The sequence below is a fragment of the Actinomyces succiniciruminis genome (assembly GCF_900002405.1).
GTDB classification, from domain to species: domain Bacteria; phylum Actinomycetota; class Actinomycetes; order Actinomycetales; family Actinomycetaceae; genus Actinomyces; species Actinomyces succiniciruminis.
Window position 1 is genome coordinate 1 of sequence record NZ_LK995474.1, and the last position, 20847, is coordinate 20847.

The 20847-nt window shown below is 70.3% G+C and carries 17 protein-coding genes and 1 tRNA gene; 9 read left to right on the top strand and 9 right to left on the bottom strand.

The genetic code is table 11. From position 1 onward, the window contains the following. Positions 1-685 (bottom strand): ABC transporter transmembrane domain-containing protein (locus BN1056_RS03115; RefSeq protein WP_210578980.1); only part of this gene is annotated, 685 nt, incomplete at its 3' end. Beyond that, positions 682-2568 carry an ABC transporter ATP-binding protein/permease gene (locus tag BN1056_RS03120; protein WP_244671477.1) on the bottom strand — a complete coding sequence of 629 codons (1887 nt, stop codon included), beginning with the start codon at positions 2566-2568 and terminating at the stop codon, positions 682-684. The genes BN1056_RS03115 and BN1056_RS03120, both read right to left, overlap by 4 nt. A 142-nt stretch (positions 2569-2710) precedes the next feature. On the opposite strand from BN1056_RS03120, the gene BN1056_RS03125 reads away from it, so the two are divergent. From BN1056_RS03125 to BN1056_RS03145, 5 genes are all read left to right on the top strand, one after another. Continuing rightward, entirely contained in the window at positions 2711-3313 is a 603-nt protein-coding gene (locus BN1056_RS03125) for an NYN domain-containing protein (protein WP_073328015.1), read from the top strand. A gap of 205 nt (positions 3314-3518) precedes the next feature. Then, positions 3519-4265, top strand: coding sequence for a response regulator transcription factor (locus tag BN1056_RS03130; RefSeq protein WP_073328014.1), 747 nt, complete (start codon positions 3519-3521; stop codon positions 4263-4265). A 17-nt stretch (positions 4266-4282) separates the two neighbouring features. Continuing rightward, positions 4283-5947 carry a sensor histidine kinase gene (locus tag BN1056_RS03135; protein ID WP_210579072.1) on the top strand — a complete coding sequence of 555 codons (1665 nt, stop codon included), beginning with the start codon at positions 4283-4285 and terminating at the stop codon, positions 5945-5947. Positions 5948-6141: 194 nt separating this feature from the next. Continuing rightward, complete coding sequence (locus BN1056_RS03140; RefSeq protein WP_210579074.1) at positions 6142-7347, top strand: HD domain-containing protein; 1206 nt, start codon at positions 6142-6144, stop codon at positions 7345-7347. Between the two features lie 317 nt (positions 7348-7664). Further along, positions 7665-7970 carry a WXG100 family type VII secretion target gene (locus BN1056_RS03145; RefSeq protein WP_073328011.1) on the top strand — a complete coding sequence of 102 codons (306 nt, stop codon included), beginning with the start codon at positions 7665-7667 and terminating at the stop codon, positions 7968-7970. A gap of 141 nt (positions 7971-8111) precedes the next feature. Here the strand turns inward: BN1056_RS03145 and BN1056_RS03150 are convergent, their stop codons facing one another. From BN1056_RS03150 to BN1056_RS03165, 4 genes are all read right to left on the bottom strand, one after another. After that, complete coding sequence (locus BN1056_RS03150; protein ID WP_210578982.1) at positions 8112-8501, bottom strand: hypothetical protein; 390 nt, start codon at positions 8499-8501, stop codon at positions 8112-8114. Positions 8502-9308: 807 nt separating this feature from the next. Then, positions 9309-10934 (bottom strand): chaperonin GroEL, encoded by a 1626-nt coding sequence (groL, locus tag BN1056_RS03155; RefSeq protein ID WP_210578984.1) that lies wholly within the window; start codon positions 10932-10934, stop codon positions 9309-9311. A 342-nt stretch (positions 10935-11276) separates the two neighbouring features. Next, on the bottom strand, positions 11277-12584 hold the full coding sequence (locus tag BN1056_RS03160) for a glycoside hydrolase family 15 protein (RefSeq protein WP_210578986.1): 1308 nt from the start codon (positions 12582-12584) through the stop codon (positions 11277-11279). Continuing rightward, positions 12581-13186: a LytR C-terminal domain-containing protein gene (locus tag BN1056_RS03165; RefSeq protein ID WP_210578988.1), complete on the bottom strand. Its 606-nt coding sequence runs from the start codon at positions 13184-13186 to the stop codon at positions 12581-12583. The genes BN1056_RS03160 and BN1056_RS03165 overlap by 4 nt, the downstream gene beginning before the upstream one ends. An 83-nt stretch (positions 13187-13269) precedes the next feature. Between BN1056_RS03165 and BN1056_RS03170 the strand changes: the two genes are divergently transcribed. After that, entirely contained in the window at positions 13270-13947 is a 678-nt protein-coding gene (locus BN1056_RS03170) for a uracil-DNA glycosylase (RefSeq protein ID WP_210578989.1), read from the top strand. Positions 13948-14156: 209 nt separating this feature from the next. Here the strand turns inward: BN1056_RS03170 and BN1056_RS03175 are convergent. The 3 genes from BN1056_RS03175 to BN1056_RS03185 form a co-directional block, all read right to left on the bottom strand. After that, a tRNA-Thr gene (locus tag BN1056_RS03175) sits at positions 14157-14232 on the bottom strand. Positions 14233-14265: 33 nt separating this feature from the next. Further along, positions 14266-15114, bottom strand: a complete 849-nt coding sequence (locus BN1056_RS03180) for a DsbA family protein (protein WP_244671478.1) — start codon at positions 15112-15114, stop codon at positions 14266-14268. A 155-nt stretch (positions 15115-15269) separates the two neighbouring features. After that, complete coding sequence (locus BN1056_RS03185) at positions 15270-17222, bottom strand: serine/threonine-protein kinase (RefSeq protein WP_210578994.1); 1953 nt, start codon at positions 17220-17222, stop codon at positions 15270-15272. Between the two features lie 223 nt (positions 17223-17445). On the opposite strand from BN1056_RS03185, the gene BN1056_RS03190 reads away from it, so the two are divergent. From BN1056_RS03190 to BN1056_RS03200, 3 genes are all read left to right on the top strand, one after another. Beyond that, positions 17446-18573, top strand: a complete 1128-nt coding sequence (locus BN1056_RS03190) for an ABC transporter ATP-binding protein (protein WP_210578997.1) — start codon at positions 17446-17448, stop codon at positions 18571-18573. Positions 18574-18820: 247 nt separating this feature from the next. After that, positions 18821-20197 carry a DUF4032 domain-containing protein gene (locus BN1056_RS03195; protein ID WP_210579000.1) on the top strand — a complete coding sequence of 459 codons (1377 nt, stop codon included), beginning with the start codon at positions 18821-18823 and terminating at the stop codon, positions 20195-20197. A 64-nt stretch (positions 20198-20261) separates the two neighbouring features. Then, positions 20262-20843, top strand: coding sequence for a hypothetical protein (locus BN1056_RS03200; RefSeq protein WP_210579002.1), 582 nt, complete (start codon positions 20262-20264; stop codon positions 20841-20843). The last annotated feature ends 4 nt before the right edge of the window (positions 20844-20847 follow it).

The window sequence follows — 20847 nt, forward strand, 5'->3', positions numbered from 1 at the left end:
TGACATGCTGGGTGAGCGCCGCCCGGGCGGCGACGGCGCGTCGGGATCCGGCCACAGCCAGGCGCTGCCCGAGGACCGGCACCACCGCGATGGCCGCCACCAGGGTGAGGGCGGCCGCGCCGGCGACCGGCCAGGTGGTGCCGATCCCGATGGCGACCACCACGGTCAGCGGCACCAGCAGGGCGTTGACGGCGGGGGCGAAGGTGTGGGCGAAGAACACCTCGATGCGGTCGACGTCCTTGGTGGAGCGGGCCAGCAGGTCGCCGGAGTGGGCGGTGGTGAGCACCCGCGGGGCGCGGCGGGCCAGGGCCCGGAACAGTTCGGCGCGCAGCAGCTCCAGGGAGCTGAAGGCGACCGTGTGACCGAGGAACTGCTCGCCGTAGCGCAATGCGGCCTTTGCCAGGGACATGACCACCATGGCGCTCAGCACCGGCCAAACCGAGGGAGCGGGGCCGCCGGCGGCCAGGTCCTGAGCGGCCTCGACCACGGCGTGGGCGGCCAGGGCGAGCATGGCCACGCCGAGCAGTTGGCCGGCCACCCGGCAGACGGTGGAGGCCAGCAGTGGCGGCAGGACCGGCCGAGTGACCGTGAGCAGCCAGCCGACCAGCGCGCGGCGGGAGGGGCGGGCGGCGTCGCCGGGGGCAGGAGCCGTGGCGTTGGGGCGGGGCGGGGTTGGCGTGCTCATCGCAGGGTGCCCTCCGCAACGGTGACCACCCGGTCGGCGGCGGTGGTTGCCCCGGCGCGGTGGGAGACGGTGATGACGGTGCGGCCGACCGACAGGCGCTCGATGGCGTCGATAATCGCGGCCTCGCTGGCCAGGTCGACCTGGCTGGTCGGCTCGTCGAGCAGCAGCAGGGGCCGGTCGGCGAGGAAGGCGCGCGCCAGGGACAGGCGCTGGGCCTGGCCGCCGGAGAGCCGGGAGCCGCGCTCGCCGACGTCCGTGTTCAGGCCGTCGGGCAGGGCGCGAACCTCGTCGGCCAGGTTGGCGGCCTGCAGCGCCTGCCACATGCGCGCCTCGGTGGCGCCGGGGTCGGCCAGGCGGAGATTGTCGGCGATGGTGCCGGTGAACAGCCAGGTGGTCTGGTCGACCACGGCGCTGGCGGCCCGGATGGCGTCCTGGGTGGCGGCGGTGGAGGCGATGCCGTCCACGCGCACGGTCCCGGCGGCGGGCAGCAGGTCCCCGCGGATGAGGGCCATGAGGGTGGACTTGCCGGCGCCGGAGGCGCCGACGACGGCCACACGCTCGCCGGGGGCAAGCTCCAGGTTTACGTCGGCCAGCACGGTGACCGGGGCGGGCGGCTTGGGACGCGGGTGGGCGGCGGGTCCGGGGTGTCCTCCCGGATGCCCACGGGTTGCTGAGGCGCCGGGGTGGCCCCCGGGGTGCCCGCCGGCGTCGGCGGGGCGTGGCTCCCAGACGGCGGTGACGCCGCGCAGCGAGACCATGGGCGCGCCGGTGTGCGCAGCCGCGCCCGGGCCTGCGGGCCCGTCGGGGTCCGGCTGTGGCGCTGCGCCGTCGGGGCGGCGGCGGGCCAGGACGCGGCGCAGGGCCCGCTGGTTGGCCATGCCGCCCATCCCCACGTAGAAGAAGCTGCCGACCCGGTCCAGTGGCTGCAACAGGATGCAGGAGACCAGCACCAGCGCGAGGGCGCCGTCGAGCCCGATCGCCCCGGAACCCAGGCGGGTCAGGGCGAGGGCGGTGGAGGCGGTTACCAGGAACAGGGAGAACAGGCCGTCGGTGACCAGGATGACCAGCTGGTTGCCTGCCAGCAACCGCATCACCGCGCGGCGGTTGGCCTCGCCGAAGGCCTCCAGGTCGGCGGCGCGACGGTTGGCGGCGCGGGCCAGCACCAGTGTGGTCAGGCCCTGGATGGCGTCGAGGTATTCGGCGCTCAGCCGCATCCGCTGCGCGCGCGAGTTGGCCGAGGAGCGGCGCAGTCGCCGGTGCAGGAAGACGATGAACGCGGGCACCCCTACGAAGGCGGTCGCCAGCACTAGTGCGCTGAGCGGGTCGACCGTTGCCCCGAGCAGCGCCAGCACCAGCAGCGGGGAGGCAATAGCGGCGATCGTGGGCACGAGGAAGGTCTGCCGGTAGGCGGCCACCCGCTCGGCCCCGTCGGTAAGCAGGGTGACGGTGGCGCCGGTGCGGGCCGACGCGTGCGCGGGGCCGAGGTCGAACAGGTGGGCGAGTACCTGACGGCGCAGCGCCCCCTCCTGGGTGGCGGCGCTGGCCTGGGCAAGGTAGTGGACGGCTGCCGCGCACACGGCGGAGCCGAGGGCGGCCATGGCGGCGACGATGAGGTGGTGGGCCGCAGCACCGGGCGCGGCGGCTGCGCCGGCGAGCGTGGCCAGTGCGGGGGCCGAACTCGCCACGGAAGCGAGGGCGCGGGCCACGGCAATCAGCACCCACGCCTCGGCCAGGGAGCCGACTGCGGTCAGCACGGCGGCCGCCGCATTCGCGAGGGCGCCAGCGCGGGTGCCGAGCCTGGGCTTGGAGGCAGCGACCGCCGCTGGGTCGGCGGCAGAACTGCCAGAGCCACGGGGGCGGTCGGCGGGCTGCGTCTTCATCATGCACTTATGATCACCTAATCTCTGCCCCTCTATGACCCCGGTCCGCCGTCTGCAGGCCCTCGGCGCATGGCCGCTGCCCGTCTGCGACCTGCCACGCGACCCGTCCGGCGAGTGCACGGGCGCGGACGGTTAGCATGACGCCATGACCACACCCACGTATCTCCTCGTCGATGGGGAGAACATCGACGCCACTCTCGGCATGAGCGTGCTGGGGCGTCGCCCCGAGCCCGATGAGCGCCCGCGCTGGGACCGCGTCCTGTCGTTCTGCGACGATCTTGCCGACGACTCCGACGGCGACGTCGGCGAAGACGAGACCCGCGCCCTGTTCTTCCTCAACGCCACCTCCGGACACATGCCCATGGGCTTCGTTCAGGCGCTGCTGGCGATGGACTACCGGCCGATCCCGCTGGCGGGCTCCGGCTCCCAGGAGGAGAAGGTCGTCGACATCGGTATTCAGCGCACCTTGGAGGCGCTGGCCGAGCGCGTCGAGTCCGGCGAGTCCGTCCATGTGCTGCTGGGCTCGCACGACGGCGACTACGTCCCCCAGGTGGAGCGTCTGCTCGACGCGGGCGCCCAGGTCGACGTGCTGTGCTTCCGGGAGTTCCTCAACACTCAACTCGCGTCGCTGGAGTCGCGCGGCCTGACCGTCTACGACCTGGAGACGGACGTCGACGCCTTCACCATTGCGCTGCCGCGCGTCCGCATCATCCCGCTGACCGAGTTCGACCCGCTCAAGTTCATCTGACGCTGTGGGCGGCGGAGCCGCGCCTCGCGAGGAGCGGTTCCGCCGCCACAACGACCGACCTCGACACGTAACTTCGACCGACCTCGACACGTAACTTCGACCGACCTCGGCGGAGGAGACCGGTCGGGGAAGTGACGCGGAAACACATTCCACACTCCCACCACGCGTCCAGGAGACTCCCAGAATCGCCGTGCACAGTGGCGGCATGGACCGCACCCACGATTCTCAGCAGACGTCTCACGAGGCCCGCCTCCTCGTGGTGGACGACGAGCCGAACATCCGCGACCTGCTCGCCTCCTCGCTGCGCTTCGCCGGCTTCGAGGTGCTTACGGCGGCGGACGGCAACGGCGCCCTGCGCGGCGCCGAAGAGGCCGACCCCGACCTGATCGTGCTGGACGTCATGCTGCCGGACATGGACGGGTTCACGGTCGCGCGGCGCCTGCGCGAGCGCGACGTAACCATCCCGATCCTGTTCCTGACCGCCCGCGATGACATGGCGGACAAGGTGCAGGGCCTGACCGTCGGGGGCGACGACTACGTCACCAAGCCCTTCGGCCTGGAGGAGGTCGTAGCCCGTATTCGCGCGATCCTGCGCCGCACCCGCGCCCTGGAGGGTGAGGACGACGGCATGGTGCGCGTGGCCGACCTGACCCTGGACGAGGACGCCCACGAGGTGCACCGCGCCGGCGTCGAGGTGGACCTGTCCCCCACCGAGTTCAAGCTGCTGCGCTACCTCATGCTCAATGCCGGCCGCGTAGTGTCCAAGTCGCAGATCCTGGACCACGTGTGGGAGTACGACTGGAACGGTGACGCCGCCATCGTGGAGTCCTACATCTCCTACCTGCGCCGCAAGGTGGACCAGATCTCCGGCGCCGACGGCAAGCCGGTCGCCCCGCTGATCCAGACGCGCCGCGGCGTCGGCTACATGCTGCGCGAACCCAAGGCGGGTTGAGCGTGCGCGCCACCGTGATGGACACGGTGCGCCGCCCACCCACAGGTCGCCAGTACCGGCCGGTCCGCCGCGGGCGCTGGCACCTGCTGACCGACTTCAAGCGGGCGTGGCGCGCTCAACCGCTGCGCAGCCGCCTGGCCCTGATCACCACCGGCCTGCTGACCGTCGGACTACTCGCCTCCTCGGTCTCCGTCACCTCGTTGCTCTACGACCAGCTGCTCGGCCAGGTGGACGACCAGTTGAAAGCCACCGCGCAGGCCATCGGCACCCAGGGTCTGACCGCCCTCAGCACCAGCCGTTCCAGTAGCTCCAGCAGCGACTCCTCCATGCCCTCCACTTATTACCTGGAGGCCCAGTATCTCGACGGCGAGAACGGCCAGATGATCTCCACCGACACCGCCGACAAGTACGGGGTACCCATCATCGGCACCCTGTCGGTGGATCAGGCCGTCGCACAGGCCTCCGACCCAAAGCTGTTCACGGTCGACTCCAACCAAGTGCACCATCAGTGGCGGGTCATCGTCCTGCCGATCAACGACCGCACCAGCGGTGAGCACATCGGCGTGGTCGCCATCGCCCTACCGCTCAGTGACGTAATGGAGACGGTTGAGCAGACACGCCTGGTGGTTGCACTCACCGACGTGTCTGTAGTTCTGCTCGGCGCCATGGCCGCCGCGTACCTGGTGCGGCGCTCCTTCCGCCCCCTGCGCCAGATCGAGGGCGTGGCCGGGCAGATCGCCAGCGGCGACCTGTCCGCCCGCGTCCCCGTTACCGAGCCGCCGACGACGGAGGTCGGCTCCCTGCAGCGCGCCCTGAACACGATGCTGCAGCAGAATGAGCAGGCCTTCGACGTGCAGGTCGTGGCCCAGGAGCGCATGACCCGCTTCGTCTCCGACGCCTCCCACGAACTGCGCACGCCCCTGGCGGCGATTCGCGGCTACGGCGAGCTGTACCGCATGGGCGGCGTACCGACCGAGCGCACCGCCGAGGTCATGGGGCGGATCGAGTCGGAGGCCTCCCGCATGGGGCGGCTGGTGGACGACCTGCTGCAGCTGGCCCGCATGGACGAGGGCCGGGAGATGGTCATGGCCCCGGTGGACTTGACGCAGATCGCCGCCGGGGCGCTGACGGACATGATGGTGCTGGCCCCCGACCGCGACTGCGCGCTCATCCCGCTTGACGACGCCGACGGCGAGGCGCCCCCAACGATGGTCCTGGGCGACCGGGACCGCCTGTCCCAGGTGCTTACCAATCTGCTGGGCAACGTAACCCGCCACACCCCCGAGGGCTCCCCGGTGGAGATCGCCGTCGGCACGGTGGACCGGCCGCTCGCGCCCGGGGTGGGTCGGCCCGCCGACCGCCCCACCGCGAGCCGGCAGCCCGCCGCCGGTGCGCGCGCACCGCAGGGGCCGACCGTCGTCGTCGAGGTGCGCGACCACGGGCCGGGCGTGGCGGAGGCGGACGCGGAGAAGGTCTTCCAGCGCTTCTACCGGGCCGACACCTCCCGCAACCGGGAGACCGGCGGCTCCGGGCTGGGGCTGTCGATCGTGTCGGCCATCATCGCCCGCCACGGCGGCACCGTGCGCATGGACCAGACGCCCGGCGGCGGTGCCACCGTGCATATCGAACTGCCCGCCCTGGTTACCGCGCCCGAGGAGAGCACCCCCAACACCCCGCAGTAACCCCGCCGAGATCGGTAGTACTTACGTGCCGAGTTCGGTTGAAGTTACGTGCCGAGATCGGTCGGCGCGACGACGAACGGGGTACGCGCGCGCAAAAGGTGGCGGGTAGAACACCCCGTGGGCTTCAAGTTCGCAGCCGGTAGTCCTACCATGACTCCGTTTCATCTCATCTTGGAGGCTTTCTCATGAGCCAAATGGACGTGATCGACGCGCCCCAGTGGCTGCTCCCCGCGTTCGTACGCAGTGCGAAGGCGGTCGGCGCTACCGCGCCGGTCGAGCAGATCCGCACCACCGGGGAAGAGCTCGTCTCCCTGTGGACGAGCCCCGACCGGCACTTCCATAACCTCAAGCACGTCATCAACATGCTGGCGCGCGTCGACGAGTTGGCCGACGAGTCCCACAACCCCGACGTCATGCGGCTGGCCGCCTGGTACCACGGGTGCGTGTTCTGTACCGCGCAGGAGTCGACCTATCGACGCAATGGCGGCGAGGATGAGGTGGCCTCCGCCGCCTACGCCGCCAAGAGCCTGCAGGCACTCGGCGTGCCCGACCAGACCGTGGACCGCGTGTGTGCGCTCATCCTGAACCTCAAGCGCCACAACCTCGCCAAGAACGACATTGACGCCCAGGCCCTCTCCGACGCGGATCTGGGGGCGTTGGCCGTAGAGCCGCAGCAGTACAAGAGCTACCGGGCAGCGGTGCGCGAGGAGTACGCCCACATCCCCCTGGAGGACTTCCTGCGCGCACGCCTGGCGATCATCACCCGGCTGCTGGACCGCGAGACGCTGTTCTCCTCCCCGCTGGGCGCCCGTTGGGAGCTGCCCGCACGGGAGAACCTGGAGGCGGAGAAGCGTCACCTGGAGAACAAGCTGGCGCAGCTACCGCCGTCCGCGCAGCAGCCCCACCCCACCGCGTCGACCGCAGACTCCGGGGCCGACGCGCATGAGCAGCCCGATGCGGTTGCTGCAACGCCACTCCAGCCGGAGGCAAGTAGCCCAGATACGCGGGACCGGTCCGTGCAGTTGGGTGGTTTGGAAGCGGCCGCCGACGCCGACGTCGTTCCCTCGGAAGTCCGGCCCGTCGCGCCCGCGCGCGCCACGACCGCCTCCGCGGCCACACCGCCGGAGGCGGCCCGCGCGCATCGACGTGCTCCCCGGGACCCGGATGAGTTGCACACGACGTCCCTGGAGTCGTGCGCGGATGAGCTCGACCAGCTGTTGTCCAAGCCGCGTCCGGGCGAGGAGGGCCCGACCGACCGTGCCAGCGTGGCGGAGGCGGAGCGCGCCAAGCTGGCCGAGAAGCTGCGCGCCAAGTGTGAAGAGGCCAAGGCGCTGCGGGAGGCGCGCACGGGCGAGTTCGCGCCCATCACCGAACCGATCCTCGGCTCCTCCGCCGACTGAAGCGGCAAACTGTCCAGAATCGGCACGAACGCCCTCCACGCCCGCTGACAACGAATCACGAGCGGCGTCGTTTCAACGTTTCGCGCCGGGCCGGCCCGCGCCCGCAGGACGTTTATGCCGTTGCCGGACATTCGCGTCGGCGAGGTCACCAAAGTCCACAGGTGCGGTTCGTGCAGGGTGAATCCACAGAGATCGACGGCGGTGGATGCAGGCGCCTCAACTCAATCCCTACGGTGATTTCAAGCGCCGCGGCTGCGGCGTCGCCCACAAGTCCGGGCCACAGGGGCTCCGGACCATTTCACCGAAAGGCTCCCGCCATGCCCGTCTTCGCCGTCGACACCCAAGCCGTCACCGACACCGCCGTGCGCGCCCGCACTCGCATCTCCACCATCCAGACCGAGGTGGACGGAATGCAGGGCGACATCTCGCTGCTCCAGTCCTCCTGGACGGGTGGCGCCTCCGATTCCATGGCCGCCTGCGCCGCCGACTGGCACGTCACCGCACTGCAGGTGCAGGCGAGCCTGGATGCGATCAGCCAGGCCCTGGACCAGTCGGCCGTCTCCTACGACGACGCCGAGACCGCCAACTCCGGTCGCTTCAGCTACCAGGCCCCGCCCGCCTGAGCAGCGCGCACGACGGCGGGCCGCCCTCCCGCTTGCGCAGGGGGACGGCCCGCAGTCGTCGTGATGGGACCGGGGTCCTGTCTAGCGGCGTCGCGGAGGCGCGTCGGCAGGCACGGCCGGACGTGTCCGGGCGACGCGGACCTACACGCCCCGCAGGGGATTGAACTCGCGCCGTCGTACCGGCCGCGGACCGTCGGGGTAGCGCCAGCACCGCAGGGCCACGCACACCCCCAAAAGCAGGGCCAGCAGGGCCAACCCGCCGGTTAAGGCACCCCAATTGCCGAGCAGAAGCAGCAGTGCGATCACCGCCAGTCGCCCAAGGTTGTTGACCCGGACCCCGTCGGCGTCACTCTCACCGCGAGTCTGCACCAGCGCCAGCACCTGCCACAGCACTCCGCCGCCGGCCAACAGACTCACCGCCCACAGTGGACCGTCCGAGACCCGCAGTAGCCCTCCAAGCCCTACCAGCAGGAAGGGCGGCACCTCCGCGAGTACTCGCCCGGCAAGGGCGTTGGCATCCGTCCGACTCATACGCCCATCCAATACCGCGTCAATGTCCTCGGCAAGGGTGAGCTGGGAGCCGCCACCGACCCGGGGCCGAACGCCCGAGTGGCACGCCGTCTACTACGCCGGTTCGGGCTTTAGTACGCCGGTTAGGTGTTTGCTGAAGGCTCCTCAGCCCTTCAGCAAACACCTAACCGGCGTAGTAGACGCCGAAGGGGCGTACCCAACGCTCCCCGCGGACCCACAGTCCCAGCGCCTCCAGGCCACGGCTTCCCGAAGGCCCACGCTAGGCACCACACTCCAAACCCGAACAGCCTCACCGGCTCTTCCGGTTTGAGGGTGCGGTACGGGTGGGTGTTCGGTGCCGTTGTTCGGGCCCCTGTGGCGGGTCTGCACACTCGAGTAGAGAGCCCTGAGACGGAATCCGCGTGATTGTGCGGATTTGACCTACGACCCTGGTGTCATGACAGTGCTCCAGTGTGCAACGCGGGCCCCGTTGCACACTGGAGCGATGCCACCGGATTCGGGTGGAGAAGCGATTTTCGCGTACTTCCAGGGGAAACCGGGATTCAGACGGGCTTGCCCGGACACCCTTTGCGTGCAAACCCACAGCTCCGGCCCGCCCCGCCGGCCAACGCAAGGCACCGGACCACACGCGGAGCAATGACCTCCCCACTTCGCAGACAACCACAGCAGCCGAACCGCCGGCGGACCGCCTCCTGCGCTTGCAGGAGACGGCCCGCCGTCTTCGTGTGGTGGTGGGACCGGCCGGGCGGCCGCGCGGGGCGCGCACCTACCGGCGAACCGCGTCGGCCGAAGCGAACGGGTGCCCGATCAGTACATGCCACCCATCTCGTCACCGGCGCCCGCAGCGGCGGCCGGGGCCGGGGGCTCCGGCTTGTCGGCGACGACGGCCTCGGTGGTCAGGAACAGGCCCGCGATCGAAGCGGCGTTCTGCAGCGCGGAGCGGGTGACCTTGACCGGGTCGGCGATGCCGGCGGCCAGCAGGTTGGTGTACTCGCCGGTCGCGGCGTTCAGGCCCTCGCCGGTCGGGGCGTTGCGCACGCGCTCGGCCACGACGCCGCCCTCAAGGCCGGCGTTGACGGCGATCTGCTTGAGCGGGGCCTCCAGGGCGACACGCACGATGGCGGCACCGGTGGCCTCGTCGTCGGACAGCTCCAGGGCGTCCAGCGCGGACGCGGCCTGCAGCAGGGAAACGCCACCACCGGCGACGATGCCCTCCTCGACGGCGGCCTTGGCGTTGCGCACGGCGTCCTCGATGCGGTGCTTGCGCTCCTTGAGCTCAACCTCAGTGGCGGCACCGGACTTGAGGACAGCGACGCCGCCGGCCAGCTTGGCCAGACGCTCGGACAGCTTCTCGCGGTCGTACTCGGAGTCGGAGTTCTCGATCTCGTTGCGGATCTGAGCGACGCGGGCGTCGATGGCGGCCTTGTCGCCGGCGCCGTCGACGATCGTGGTCTCATCCTTGGTGACGACCACCTTGCGGGCCTGACCCAGGTCCTCCAGGGTGGCGTTCTCCAGCTTCAGACCAACGGTCTCGGAGATGACGGTGCCGCCGGTGAGGATGGCCATGTCCTGCAGCATCGCCTTGCGGCGGTCGCCGAAGCCGGGGGCCTTGACGGCGACGGACTTGAAGGTGCCGCGGATGCGGTTGACCACCAGGGTGGCCAGGGCCTCGGCCTCGACGTCCTCGGCGACGATCGCCAGCGGCTTGCCGGACTGCATGACCTTCTCCAGCAGGGGCAGCAGGTCCTTGACATTGGAGATCTTGGACTCGACCAGCAGGATGTAGGCGTCCTCCAGGACGGCCTCCTGGCGGTCGGCGTCGGTGACGAAGTAGGGGGAGATGTAGCCCTTGTCGAAGCGCATACCCTCGGTGACCTCGAGCTCGAGGCCGAAGGTGTTGGACTCCTCCACGGTGATGACGCCGTCGTGGCCGACCTTCTCCAGGGCCTCGGCGATCATGGCGCCGATCTGCTCGTCGGCGGCGGAGATGGAGGCGGTGGCCGCGATCTCGTCCTGAGTCTCGACCTCCTTGGCGTCGGCCAGCAGACGCTCGACGATGGCGGCAACGGCCTTGTCGATGCCGCGGCGCACGGCGATGGGGTTGGCACCGGCAGCCACGTTGCGCAGGCCCTCGCGCACGAGCGCCTGGGCCAGGACGGTGGCGGTGGTGGTGCCGTCACCGGCGACGTCGTCGGTCTTCTTGGCGACCTCCTTGACCAGCTCGGCGCCGATCTTCTCGTAGGGGTCCTCGAGCTCGATCTCCTTGGCGATGGTCACGCCGTCGTTGGTGATGGTCGGGGCGCCCCACTTCTTGTCGAGGACGACGTTGCGGCCCTTGGGGCCGAGGGTGACCTTGACGGTGTCGGCGAGGGTGTTCAGGCCCCGCTCCATTCCGCGGCGGGCCTCCTCATCGAAGGCGATGATCTTGGGCATTGCTGCTCCTGTATTGGGTGGTGGCCGGCGGGTGCCCGCGACGGACGGAGCGGCACCGGACGTTCATGTCCCGTCCGACGCCGACCCTCACCTACCGGCCTGGGTCGTTCACCGGATCCGGGGAGCGGCTTTGTCACTCTCCGGGTCCGAGTGCTAACCGCAATGCTGGCACTCTCACCCCTTGAGTGCAAGACGCTCAGGTTCGCCGTCGGCCCGAAACGGGGTGTGAAAGAGCTCTCCCAACACCGTTTCCGTCGGCCTCGGCGTGTCACTTGTGCCGGTCTCGGCAACCATATCGACCGATCTCGGCACGTAACTTCGACCGATCTCGGCACGTAACTTCTACCGATCTCGGCGAAGTTCCGCCGTGGCCAACAGTACGAGCGCGCAGGTCCAGGCGAGCGGTGCAGGGCCCGCGGGCAGGCCGTCGGCGCGCACCTTCTCGGGCAGCGCACCGGCGCGAGTACGGTGCGCCTCCAGCCACTCCAGCAGCGTGCGCGCCTCGGCGTCGCGCCCCAGGCCGGCCGCCGACCAGGCCAGCAGCGCGGTCTCCGGGGTCCAGGAGATCCCGTCGTCGCGCCACGACTCCCCCGGCGCCACCCCACCGGCCGGCCGGGACATGCGGGCCACTGCTCCGTCCCTTACCGCCGCGACGCCGTCCAACGCGCGGGTGAACGGCGGAGCGACGAACGCGATGGCCGCGTCGACGTCGTCCCCGCGCACGTGCCTGCCCCAACCGGGCGCGAAGCCACGCTCCATGGCCGCGCGCACCGTCACCGCCCGCTCGGTCAGCGGGCCCGCGCCGGCCCCCAGTTCCAGCCCCGCCTGCGCGAGCGCGGCCGCGGCCTCCAGACCCAGCAGAGTGGGCGCCGCCGTCCCCAGGGTGAGGGTGCGCTCCCCCACCTCCCAGTAGTCCGGCGCCGCGGCCGGCAGGTGCGCGGGCGTGTCGGTCAAGTCCAGCAGAAAGCCGCAGGCCCCTGCACTCGCCTCCCCCAACCGGGCGGAAAGCTCCTCCACCCCCGTGCCGGCGGCGAGCAGTCGGCCGATCGCCCACAAGAACCAGCCGGCGCCGTCGGACTGGGCGGGGCGGTCATCCGGGACGCCGCCGACGGCGGTGTAGCGCGCCTCGAAACCGCCGTCGCCGCGCTGCAGGGTCGCCAACTGTGCGAGCACGTCGAGGGCCTGCGCCTCCAGCCCTACCGCCGCATAGGCGGCAGCGGCGAAGGCGGCGTCTCGGGGCCAGACATAGCGCCAGATGCTCACCGGGCCGGCTACGACGGCACCGGGCGGGAAGCGGGTCACCGCACCCGCGGCAGCACCACCGGGCTCGGCCAGCGCGGGCCCGGTCAGGGTCAGCAGGTCGATCAGCGCCGTGCGGGCGAATTCCTCCCATCGGCCGGTCGGCAGCGTGGCCGCGTCCAGGCCCTGGCGTACAGCGGCGGCCAGCGGTGTCGGGCGGCCCGTCTGCTCGGGCGGCAGCACCGCGACGACGCCGTCGGTTCGGGCCAGCACGCCACCGCTCAGCAGGGCGGGGCGGGCAGGTCTTAGCGGCGGCAGATTCGCCGCACCCGTCACCGCGATCGCGACCGGCACGCCGAGCAGCAGCGCACGCCGGGGGAGCCGGCCGGCGCCGCCTTCCGCGCGCATCATTCCTGATAGTCGCTGCGCAGAACCACAACAATCGGGTTGGACTGGGCCTCCGCGGCGGACTCAACCAGCTCGCCCGACCCGAGCGCGTCGACGACGGCCTGCGCGGTGGCGGCCTGGTCGGCGGAGGCGTAGTAGACGGTGGTATTGGCCGGCTCGGTGGCGCTGTATACACCCTGGGAGACGGTCACGGAGGTGAAGCCGGCGTTGCTCAGCTTGTCGCCGGTGCGGGTGGCCAGGCCGGTGGTGTTGGTGCCGTTGTGCACGGTGATGCCGGTGGTGAAGTCGGCGTTGCCGGTCGGCTCCTCGGTGGGTTGCGCGGTCGGCTCCGCGGTGGCCTGCTCCTCGCCACCGCCCTGCGCGGCGTCGTCGGCGCTGTCATCCGCGGGGACGGCGGCGGTGGCCGTGGAGGCTCCGCTCGACCCATCCGCGTGGCGCCCGAGCAGCCCCACCGCACCCCATGCCAGCAGCGGCACGATGATCAGGATGGCCAGTAGGGGAATCCAGCTGCGCCAGGCGGGGATCTGGGCGCGGTGAACCCCGACGGGCACCGGACCGTCGTCGTCGGCGTCGAACTCGTCGTCGGGGTAGTCGTAGCGGCTCACACCGTGAGAATACCGGGAGGCCGACGCGGCGGCGGCTAATGCGCGCCGACACCCCGAGGCCGACCCGGAGCTAGGCTCTAGGCGTGACCGAACCGAAGCCGCTGTCCGAGATCATCCACCCCTCCTGGGCCCAGGCGCTCGCGCCGGTAGAGCCGACCATCCACGAACTCGGCGCGAAGCTGCGCAAAGAAATCGCGGCCGGCCGCGGCTACCTGCCCGCGGGCACCGACGTGCTGCGCGCCTTCACCTATCCGCTCGACGACGTCAAGGTGCTGATCGTGGGGCAGGACCCCTACCCCACGCCGGGTCACCCGATGGGATTGAGCTTCTCGGTGCAGCCGGGGGTGCGCCCGCCGCGGAGCCTGGAGAACATCTACACCGAGCTGGTCAGCGACCTGGGCGTGGCGCGCCCGACCTCCGGGGACCTGACACCATGGTCGCTGCAGGGGGTCATGCTGCTCAACCGCGTGCTGACCGTGCAGCCGGGCAAGCCGGCCTCGCACCGGGGCTGGGGCTGGGAGGAGGTCACCCAGTGCGCCATCGAGGCACTGGTGGCGCGGAACCAGCCGCTGGTGGCGATTCTGTGGGGGCGGCCGGCGCAGTCGCTGTCCCCCATGCTGGGCTCGACGCCGATCATCGCCTCGCCACACCCCTCACCGCTGAGCGCCTCGCGGGGCTTCTTCGGGTCGCGCCCGTTCTCGCGGGCGAACGCGGAGTTGGAGCGCATGGGGGCGACGCCGGTCGACTGGCGGCTGCCCTGAGCGTGTTTGCGGGTCGCGGGCACGATGGCTTGCACAATGGCTACCATCCGCCCGAGCCGCACGGACCGATCCCGCGTCTTTGTCCTCTACTACGACGTTTTGCACCCTGGTGTGCGGCAATTAGGCGCACACCGGGGTGCAAAAGCTCGAAGCAGACGACCTGCCGCCGTCCCGGAGGAGGGACGTACACGTGGTCATGCGGGAAAGTGTGGAGCCGCGTGTCGGACTCGAACCGACGACCTGCTGTTTACAAGACAGCTGCTCTACCAGCTGAGCTAACGCGGCGTGCGGGCCGAGCTTACCCGACCGGACGCCCCGCTACTGCGCAGACGTGTCCCCGGCCGCGCCGCCCTGGATGTAGTCGGTGATGCCGGTCTCGGTGGCGATATCGGTCAGGGAGAGCTGCTCGTCATCCAGGCAGACCGTCGGCGTGGAGGCAATACCCAGCTCGGTGAAGGTCTCGGCCTCGAGGGCGAACCAGGCGGAGTAGGTGTTGTCGGCGATGGCGGTCTCCATCTGGGCCACCACCGCGTCGCTCACGCCCGCCTCGGTCGCGGCCTGCGTCACCGAGGCGGCGGTCAGTGCCGAGGAGTCCTGGGCGGCGTAGATCTCGGCGAAGCGGGCCAACGCCGCCTGATGGAAGGCGAGCGCCGAGGCGGGCTCCTGGTCCAGCACGACCCCCATGGCGTTGCCGACCAGGTCGCTCCAGTCGGTCTTGAGGGTCTTCGCGGGGTGCAGCACGAGGTTGATGGTGCCGTCGCTCAGCAGGGAGTCGATCTCCGCGGCATGAAACGCCTCGAAGTTGGCGCAGTGGTGGCAGGAGTAGTCGAAGTAGATGTGCAGGTTCCGGGCGCCGTCGGTGCTGGTGCCCGGCGTCAGATCCGCCCCGAAGACGATCGACCCGTCGGCGCGGACGGTAGCCGGCACGCCGTCACCCTGAGCCAGTTCCGATACGATCTCGCCGCCCGGGCCGGTGTCCTTACGTGAGTTGACGACCAGCGCGGCTGCGGCCCCGACGACGGCGATGCCGCCCACGCCCAACAGGCTGCGGCGGGTGATCCGGGCGCGCCGTTCACGGCGCTCCTGCTCCTCGCGCATGGCCCGGGCCTTGGCGCGCGCCGCCTCCCGACGCTCGGCCTTGGTGGGACGTGGCTGGTTTGAGGCCACAAGCAACTCCTCAACTCGGGTTCGACGCTGCCGCCCGTAACGCGGCGCATTGCACATTAGGCATTCTGCCTGTGAATCGCCAGGAAAGCACGACCGCCGGGTGCGGCCTGCCTCACCTCGGTGGGCGGGCCATGCCTATGTTTAGCGGGCCGGGTCTACAAGCTGAAGGGGTCTAGTCGGGCCACGGGAATCGCGCCCATGGTGAACAGAAACACGATGGCCACCGCGATGACGACGAACACGATGCAGCCGATGCGTCGGTTCGTGCGCCCGCGCAGGACCAGGTCGATCAGGCGGGCGCCACCACGGCGGGTGGGCGCACCCCAGGGCACGAACCACGCCACCAGCATGTAGGCGATCGCCACCGATACCACGCACAGCCCCACTCGGTGATAGTCAGCCCACGAGGTCAGCAGGGTGGGAGCAGTGTTCGGAGCGAAGCCCAGCGCTCGGCCGGAGAAGTAGAACACCACCACGGCAACGACCGCCGCAACCGCGCAGGCGGCGGCGCTGGCGATCAGGGAGCGCAGCAGATACCAGGGGGCCGACGCCCACATGCGCGAGTTGTCGGCGGCGGAGGCATAACCGGCCCGCAGGCGACGCCAACGGCGCGCGTCGTCGGCCCGGCCAACGGTCCCGGCAATCACGACCAGCAGCGAGAAGCCGATGGCCAGCCAGCCGGGAATCAGCAGTCCCAGCGCCACCAACAACAGGAAGAAGCAGAAGGCAACGGTGCGGTGACGCCGGGGCTCCAGCGCCCATTCGGGCACCGCCCCGGGGGCGGGTGGGGCCATGGCCGCGGAGCGGGCGTCCCTGTAGCCGGCAGGGGCCGGCTGGACGGGTGCACCGAAACTCGGCTGCGCCGGCACCGCGGGTCCCGGCTGAGCCGGTTCCACCCCGCCGCCGGGCGCGAACGACGGCGGCATCGGCGCCGCCGGCGCGCCTGCGGGAGAGGTCGACCAGGCGGCGTCGGCCTGCGAGGCGGAGCTAGCCACGACCCCGTAGCCCCCGGGGGCCGAAGACGCCGAAGACGGCGGGTTCACCATCCCATAGCCGGAACTGGACACCGGGCCGGATCCCGGGCTTCCGGCGCTGCCGGCCGGCGAGTAGGGGGAGTAAATGGCCCCGTAGGTGCCAGTGCTCGTGTCCGCCTCGGCGACCCCGGGGACGCCCGCACCACCGGCGTCGGACTCGGCGTCCGGCAGCACCTGCGCCAGAGCGGTCTGGCCGTCGCCGCCGTCGGCGATCTCATCCAGGACGCGCAACAGATCGGGGACGGGCAGGCGATCGGCGGGGTCGGGGGCGAGTGCCGCGGTGAAGGCGCGCGCGAGGGCCGGCTGACTCGCCTCCAGGTCGCCCAGTTCCGGGGTGCCGGCGTACACGCGGCGGAAGACGGCCTGCCAGGGGCCGGAGCCGAAGGGCGGGAGGCCGGTGATGGTGAACAGTAGGACGCCCGCGCAGGCGTACCAGTCGACGCCGGGGTTGGGCTCTCCGCCGTCGAGCATCTCCGGCGGAATGAAGCCGGGAGTACCGGTGACCTGGCCGGTCTGGGTGAGGCGGACGTCGTCGGCCACCTGGGCGATGCCGAAGTCGATCAGAACCGGGCCGGCCGCGCCGAGCATGACGTTGGAGGGCTTGAGGTCGCGGTGGATGACGCCGGCGGCGTGCACGACGGCCAACGCGTCGACCAGGCCGTGGGCGAGGTCGGAGAGGTCGCGGATATCCGTGTCCAGCCGGTAGACGCCGGCATGGTCGATCTCGTACTGGAGAGTCGGGCCGTCTATCAGCTCGGTGATGACGAAGGTGACGCCGACACCGTCCGCGCCGTCGCCGGTCTCGATATCCAGGATGCGGGCCACGCGCGAATCCTTGACGCGGGCGAGGACGGAGGCCTCACGGTCCAGGCGCCGGCGGGCCGTCGGGTCGGCCGCGATCTGCGGGTGAAGGATCTTCATCGCGACGCGATTGCCGTCGCCGTCGATGGCTTCCCAGACCACACCCATGCCGCCGGCACCCAGGCGGCGCACCAGCCGGTAGCCGCCGACGTCGGCACCTGCGCGCAGCCCGGCCAGGGCGGCGGGGGTGGCGCTGTCGGGACTCTGCGGCATGGCGACACAGTACCGGGAGGCACCCCGGACACGGTTGACGTGAGTGGATTCACAGACCTTTGAGGGCATTCCGAGCCTCTTCGGACTACCCGGACGGCGTTGTCGTATGACAAAGTTGGTCCTACCCGGGGCAAACCGCCCCGGCACGTGTCAATGCGGACACGCATCGGCACCTTTCACTCGGATCGTCCGGCACGTACCTGTCGGTGAAGGGATACCCCTTATGGCAACCGTCACCTTTGACCACGCCACCCGTATCTACCCGGGGAACGACACCCCGTCGGTGGACAGCTTGAACCTTGAGATCGCCGACGGCGAGTTCCTGGTCCTGGTCGGCCCCTCGGGCTGCGGTAAGTCAACCTCCCTGCGCATGCTCGCAGGCCTCGAGGACGTTAACTCCGGCCGCATCCTCATCGGCGACCGCGACGTGACCGACGTCCAGCCCAAGGACCGTGACATCGCCATGGTCTTCCAGAACTACGCCCTGTACCCGCACATGTCGGTACACGACAACATGGGTTTCGCCCTCAAGATCGCCGGTACTCCCAAGGATGAGATCGACCGGCGCGTCAAGGAGGCCGCCAAGATCCTCGGCCTGACCGAGTACCTGGACCGCAAGCCGAAGGCCCTGTCCGGTGGTCAGCGTCAGCGTGTGGCCATGGGTCGCGCCATCGTGCGTAAGCCGAAGGTGTTCCTCATGGACGAGCCGCTGTCCAACCTGGACGCCAAGCTGCGTGTGCAGACGCGTACGCAGATCGCGTCCCTGCAGCGCTCGCTGGGCGTCACCACCGTCTACGTGACCCACGACCAGACGGAGGCCCTGACCATGGGTGACCGCATCGCGGTCCTCAAGGACGGCGTGCTCCAGCAGGTCGGTACTCCGCGCGAGATGTACGACAAGCCCGCCAACGACTTCGTGGCCGGCTTCATCGGCTCTCCCGCCATGAACCTCGGCCGGTTCACGGTCGACGGCGACGTCGCCTCCATCGGCGCCGCTCGTGTGCAGCTGTCCCGGGCCACGCTTGACGCCATGGTTCCGGCGGACAACAACAAGATCGTCATTGGCTTCCGCCCCGAGTCCCTCGAGGTGGTTTCCGCCGAGGACGAGCACTCCATCCCGGTGCGCCTGTCCTTCGTCGAGGAGCTGGGTAGCGACGCCTACATCTACGGCGAGCTGGTCGGCGCCGAGGGCTCCGAGGACAAGCTCGGCTCCGGTGAGGACTCCAGCCAGATCATCGTCCGCGTTCCTCCGCGCACTGCGCCGGAGCCGGGTGAGACGGTGTACGTGCGCATCAAGCCCGGCGAGGAGCACATCTTCTCCGCCTCCACCGGCGAGCGCCTGCCCGCCTGAGTCGCCCACGGCGATGCAGCGACCGGCCGCCTGACGACCTCCGTCGCCGCGTCGCCCGTACCACGACTGTGAGCTGAGCCCCGCTTCTCCCCTACGAGGAGCGGGGCTCAGCCACAAGCCGACGGCGCGCCCCGAGACCACATGTATGGTTCGCCGTGAACTATTGAGCCCCTAGGCGATCGGCTTCGCCTGAACCGACCCGGCGCCGTCGACGAGTGAATCGCGACGGACCTGAGAGAATACGTCCATGCCCCAGTCCATGCAGATCACCGCGGCCACGATTGACCCGGCGCTGCTCGATCTCCCGTGGGAGATTCCGTTGGAGGAGTGGCCGGCCGAGGTGCTCGCCGCCCTCCCGCGGGGGCTTTCGCGCCACATCGTGCGCTTCGTGAACCTCTCCGAACGCGTCATCGCCGTGAAGGAGATCGGTGAGTCCGTCGCCCACCACGAGTACGAGTTGCTGCGCGACCTGGTACGCCTCGGCGCCCCTTGCGTGACGCCGACCGCGGTCATCACCGGCCGCACCGCCCTGGATGGCTCGGCACTCAACTCGGTGCTGGTCACCGAGCACCTGTCCTACTCCCTGCCCTACCGGGCGCTGTTCAGCCAGTACATGCGCCCGGAGACCGCCACCCGGTTGATCGACGCCCTCGCCGTGCTGCTGGTACGGCTGCACCTGCTGGGCTTCTACTGGGGGGATGTGTCCCTGTCCAACACGCTGTTCCGCCGGGATGCGGGCGCCTTCGCCGCCTACCTGGTGGACGCCGAGACCGGCGAGCTGCACACCGAGGGCCTGACCGACGGCAAGCGGCTGTACGACATCGACGTCGCCCGCACGAACATCATCGGCGAGCTGATGGATCTGCAGGCCGGGGCGCTGCTGGAGCCGAGTGTGGACACCATCGAGGTGGGCGACCGGATCGTCAGCCGCTACACCGAGTTGTGGAATGTGCTCACCGCCGAGGAGACCTTCGACCTGGGCGAGCGCTGGCGCGTGCGCAACCGCATCGAACGGTTGAACGAACTGGGCTTCGACGTCGGCGAGCTGACCATGAAGACCGAGGCGGACGGCTCGCGCACGCGCATGATCATCCAGCCGAAGGTGGTCGACGCCGGGCACTACCACCGCCAGATCATGCGGCTGACCGGCCTGGATGTGCAGGAGCGCCAGGGGCAGCGCATGCTCAACGACCTGCAGACCTTCCGCACCGTCACCGGTCGGAAGGACGAGCCGGTGGAACAGGTGGCGCACACCTGGCTGGCCGACGTGTTCGAACCCACCATCTCCGCCGTCCCCATGGAGCTGCGCCGCAAGCTGGAGCCGGCCGAGATCTTCCACGAGGTGCTGGAGCACCGCTGGTACATGTCCGAGCAGCGCCAACGCGACGTGACCACCCAGGAGGCGGTGGATGACTACGTGCGCACGGTCCTGCCGCAGCACTGGGACGAGCAGTCCTACCTGTCGCTGGGTGATACCCAGGAGATGGAGGCCATCTTCGACGACGGCGAGGAGCCGGTGCCCGAGGACGACGCGGACTTCGCCGCCCGCGACGAGGCCACGGCCAGCGCCTTCGAGCTCAACCCCATGGGCTTCACCGCAGGCATGAAGTTCAAGGGCGAGTAGCACCCCGGAGACCATCGACTAGCGCGCAGCGCCTGCGGCATCGTCGAGGTCAAGGACTCAGACCATGGAATGGCTTGAAACACAGCCCATGCGCCGCTTCGAGGTGGCGGCGCCGCCCCGGGACGCGGTGCGCTTCGCCATCGGCCACCTCGCGTCGCAGGGGTTCGCCCTGGAGACCTGGGACCTTGACTCGGTCTTGGCCGAACGGGGGCCGTGGACCGGCGTGGTCCTGCGCGAGGGCAGCGAGGCCACCACCTTCTTGGCTGATTACCTCACGGAGGTATTTCCGTTCGTGCTTGTTCTCCCTTGGATACGCCGCCAGCACGGACGCTTGCGCCTGGCGGTGCTGGCTCGTCCGATTGGCGGCCGCACGGCAGCCAGCGAGCTCATCTGCTGGCACTTCTCCCTCAATTCTGGAACCTTCTGGAGCCGCCCCGAGCACTTCGCCATTGATGTTATGGAGGGACTGACGAAGCCCCTACGCGCAGCGGGCCTACTGCACGCCGGGCCGGCCAAGCCGAGCAGTTGGAAGACCTGGAAGACCCTGCCGGCCGATCACCCGCTGCACCCCAAGCAGTGGCGCGCCATCAGCAAAGAGGCCAAGCGCCGCGGTCGCCGGCGCCAAGGCGGGACGCGACCGTCCTGAGCGC

Coding starts and splice junctions, on each gene's coding strand:
- BN1056_RS03150 (WP_210578982.1), bottom strand. CDS start 8,501: ATGAGTCGGACGGATGCCAACGCCCTTGCCGGGCGAGTACTCGCGGAG.
- groL (WP_210578984.1), bottom strand. CDS start 10,934: ATGCCCAAGATCATCGCCTTCGATGAGGAGGCCCGCCGCGGAATGGAG.
- BN1056_RS03135 (WP_210579072.1), top strand. CDS start 4,283: ATGGACACGGTGCGCCGCCCACCCACAGGTCGCCAGTACCGGCCGGTC.
- BN1056_RS03120 (WP_244671477.1), bottom strand. CDS start 2,568: ATGATGAAGACGCAGCCCGCCGACCGCCCCCGTGGCTCTGGCAGTTCT.
- BN1056_RS03195 (WP_210579000.1), top strand. CDS start 18,821: ATGCCCCAGTCCATGCAGATCACCGCGGCCACGATTGACCCGGCGCTG.
- BN1056_RS03160 (WP_210578986.1), bottom strand. CDS start 12,584: ATGATGCGCGCGGAAGGCGGCGCCGGCCGGCTCCCCCGGCGTGCGCTG.
- BN1056_RS03130 (WP_073328014.1), top strand. CDS start 3,519: ATGGACCGCACCCACGATTCTCAGCAGACGTCTCACGAGGCCCGCCTC.
- BN1056_RS03125 (WP_073328015.1), top strand. CDS start 2,711: ATGACCACACCCACGTATCTCCTCGTCGATGGGGAGAACATCGACGCC.
- BN1056_RS03145 (WP_073328011.1), top strand. CDS start 7,665: ATGCCCGTCTTCGCCGTCGACACCCAAGCCGTCACCGACACCGCCGTG.
- BN1056_RS03190 (WP_210578997.1), top strand. CDS start 17,446: ATGGCAACCGTCACCTTTGACCACGCCACCCGTATCTACCCGGGGAAC.
- BN1056_RS03185 (WP_210578994.1), bottom strand. CDS start 17,222: ATGCCGCAGAGTCCCGACAGCGCCACCCCCGCCGCCCTGGCCGGGCTG.
- BN1056_RS03140 (WP_210579074.1), top strand. CDS start 6,142: ATGGACGTGATCGACGCGCCCCAGTGGCTGCTCCCCGCGTTCGTACGC.
- BN1056_RS03200 (WP_210579002.1), top strand. CDS start 20,262: ATGGAATGGCTTGAAACACAGCCCATGCGCCGCTTCGAGGTGGCGGCG.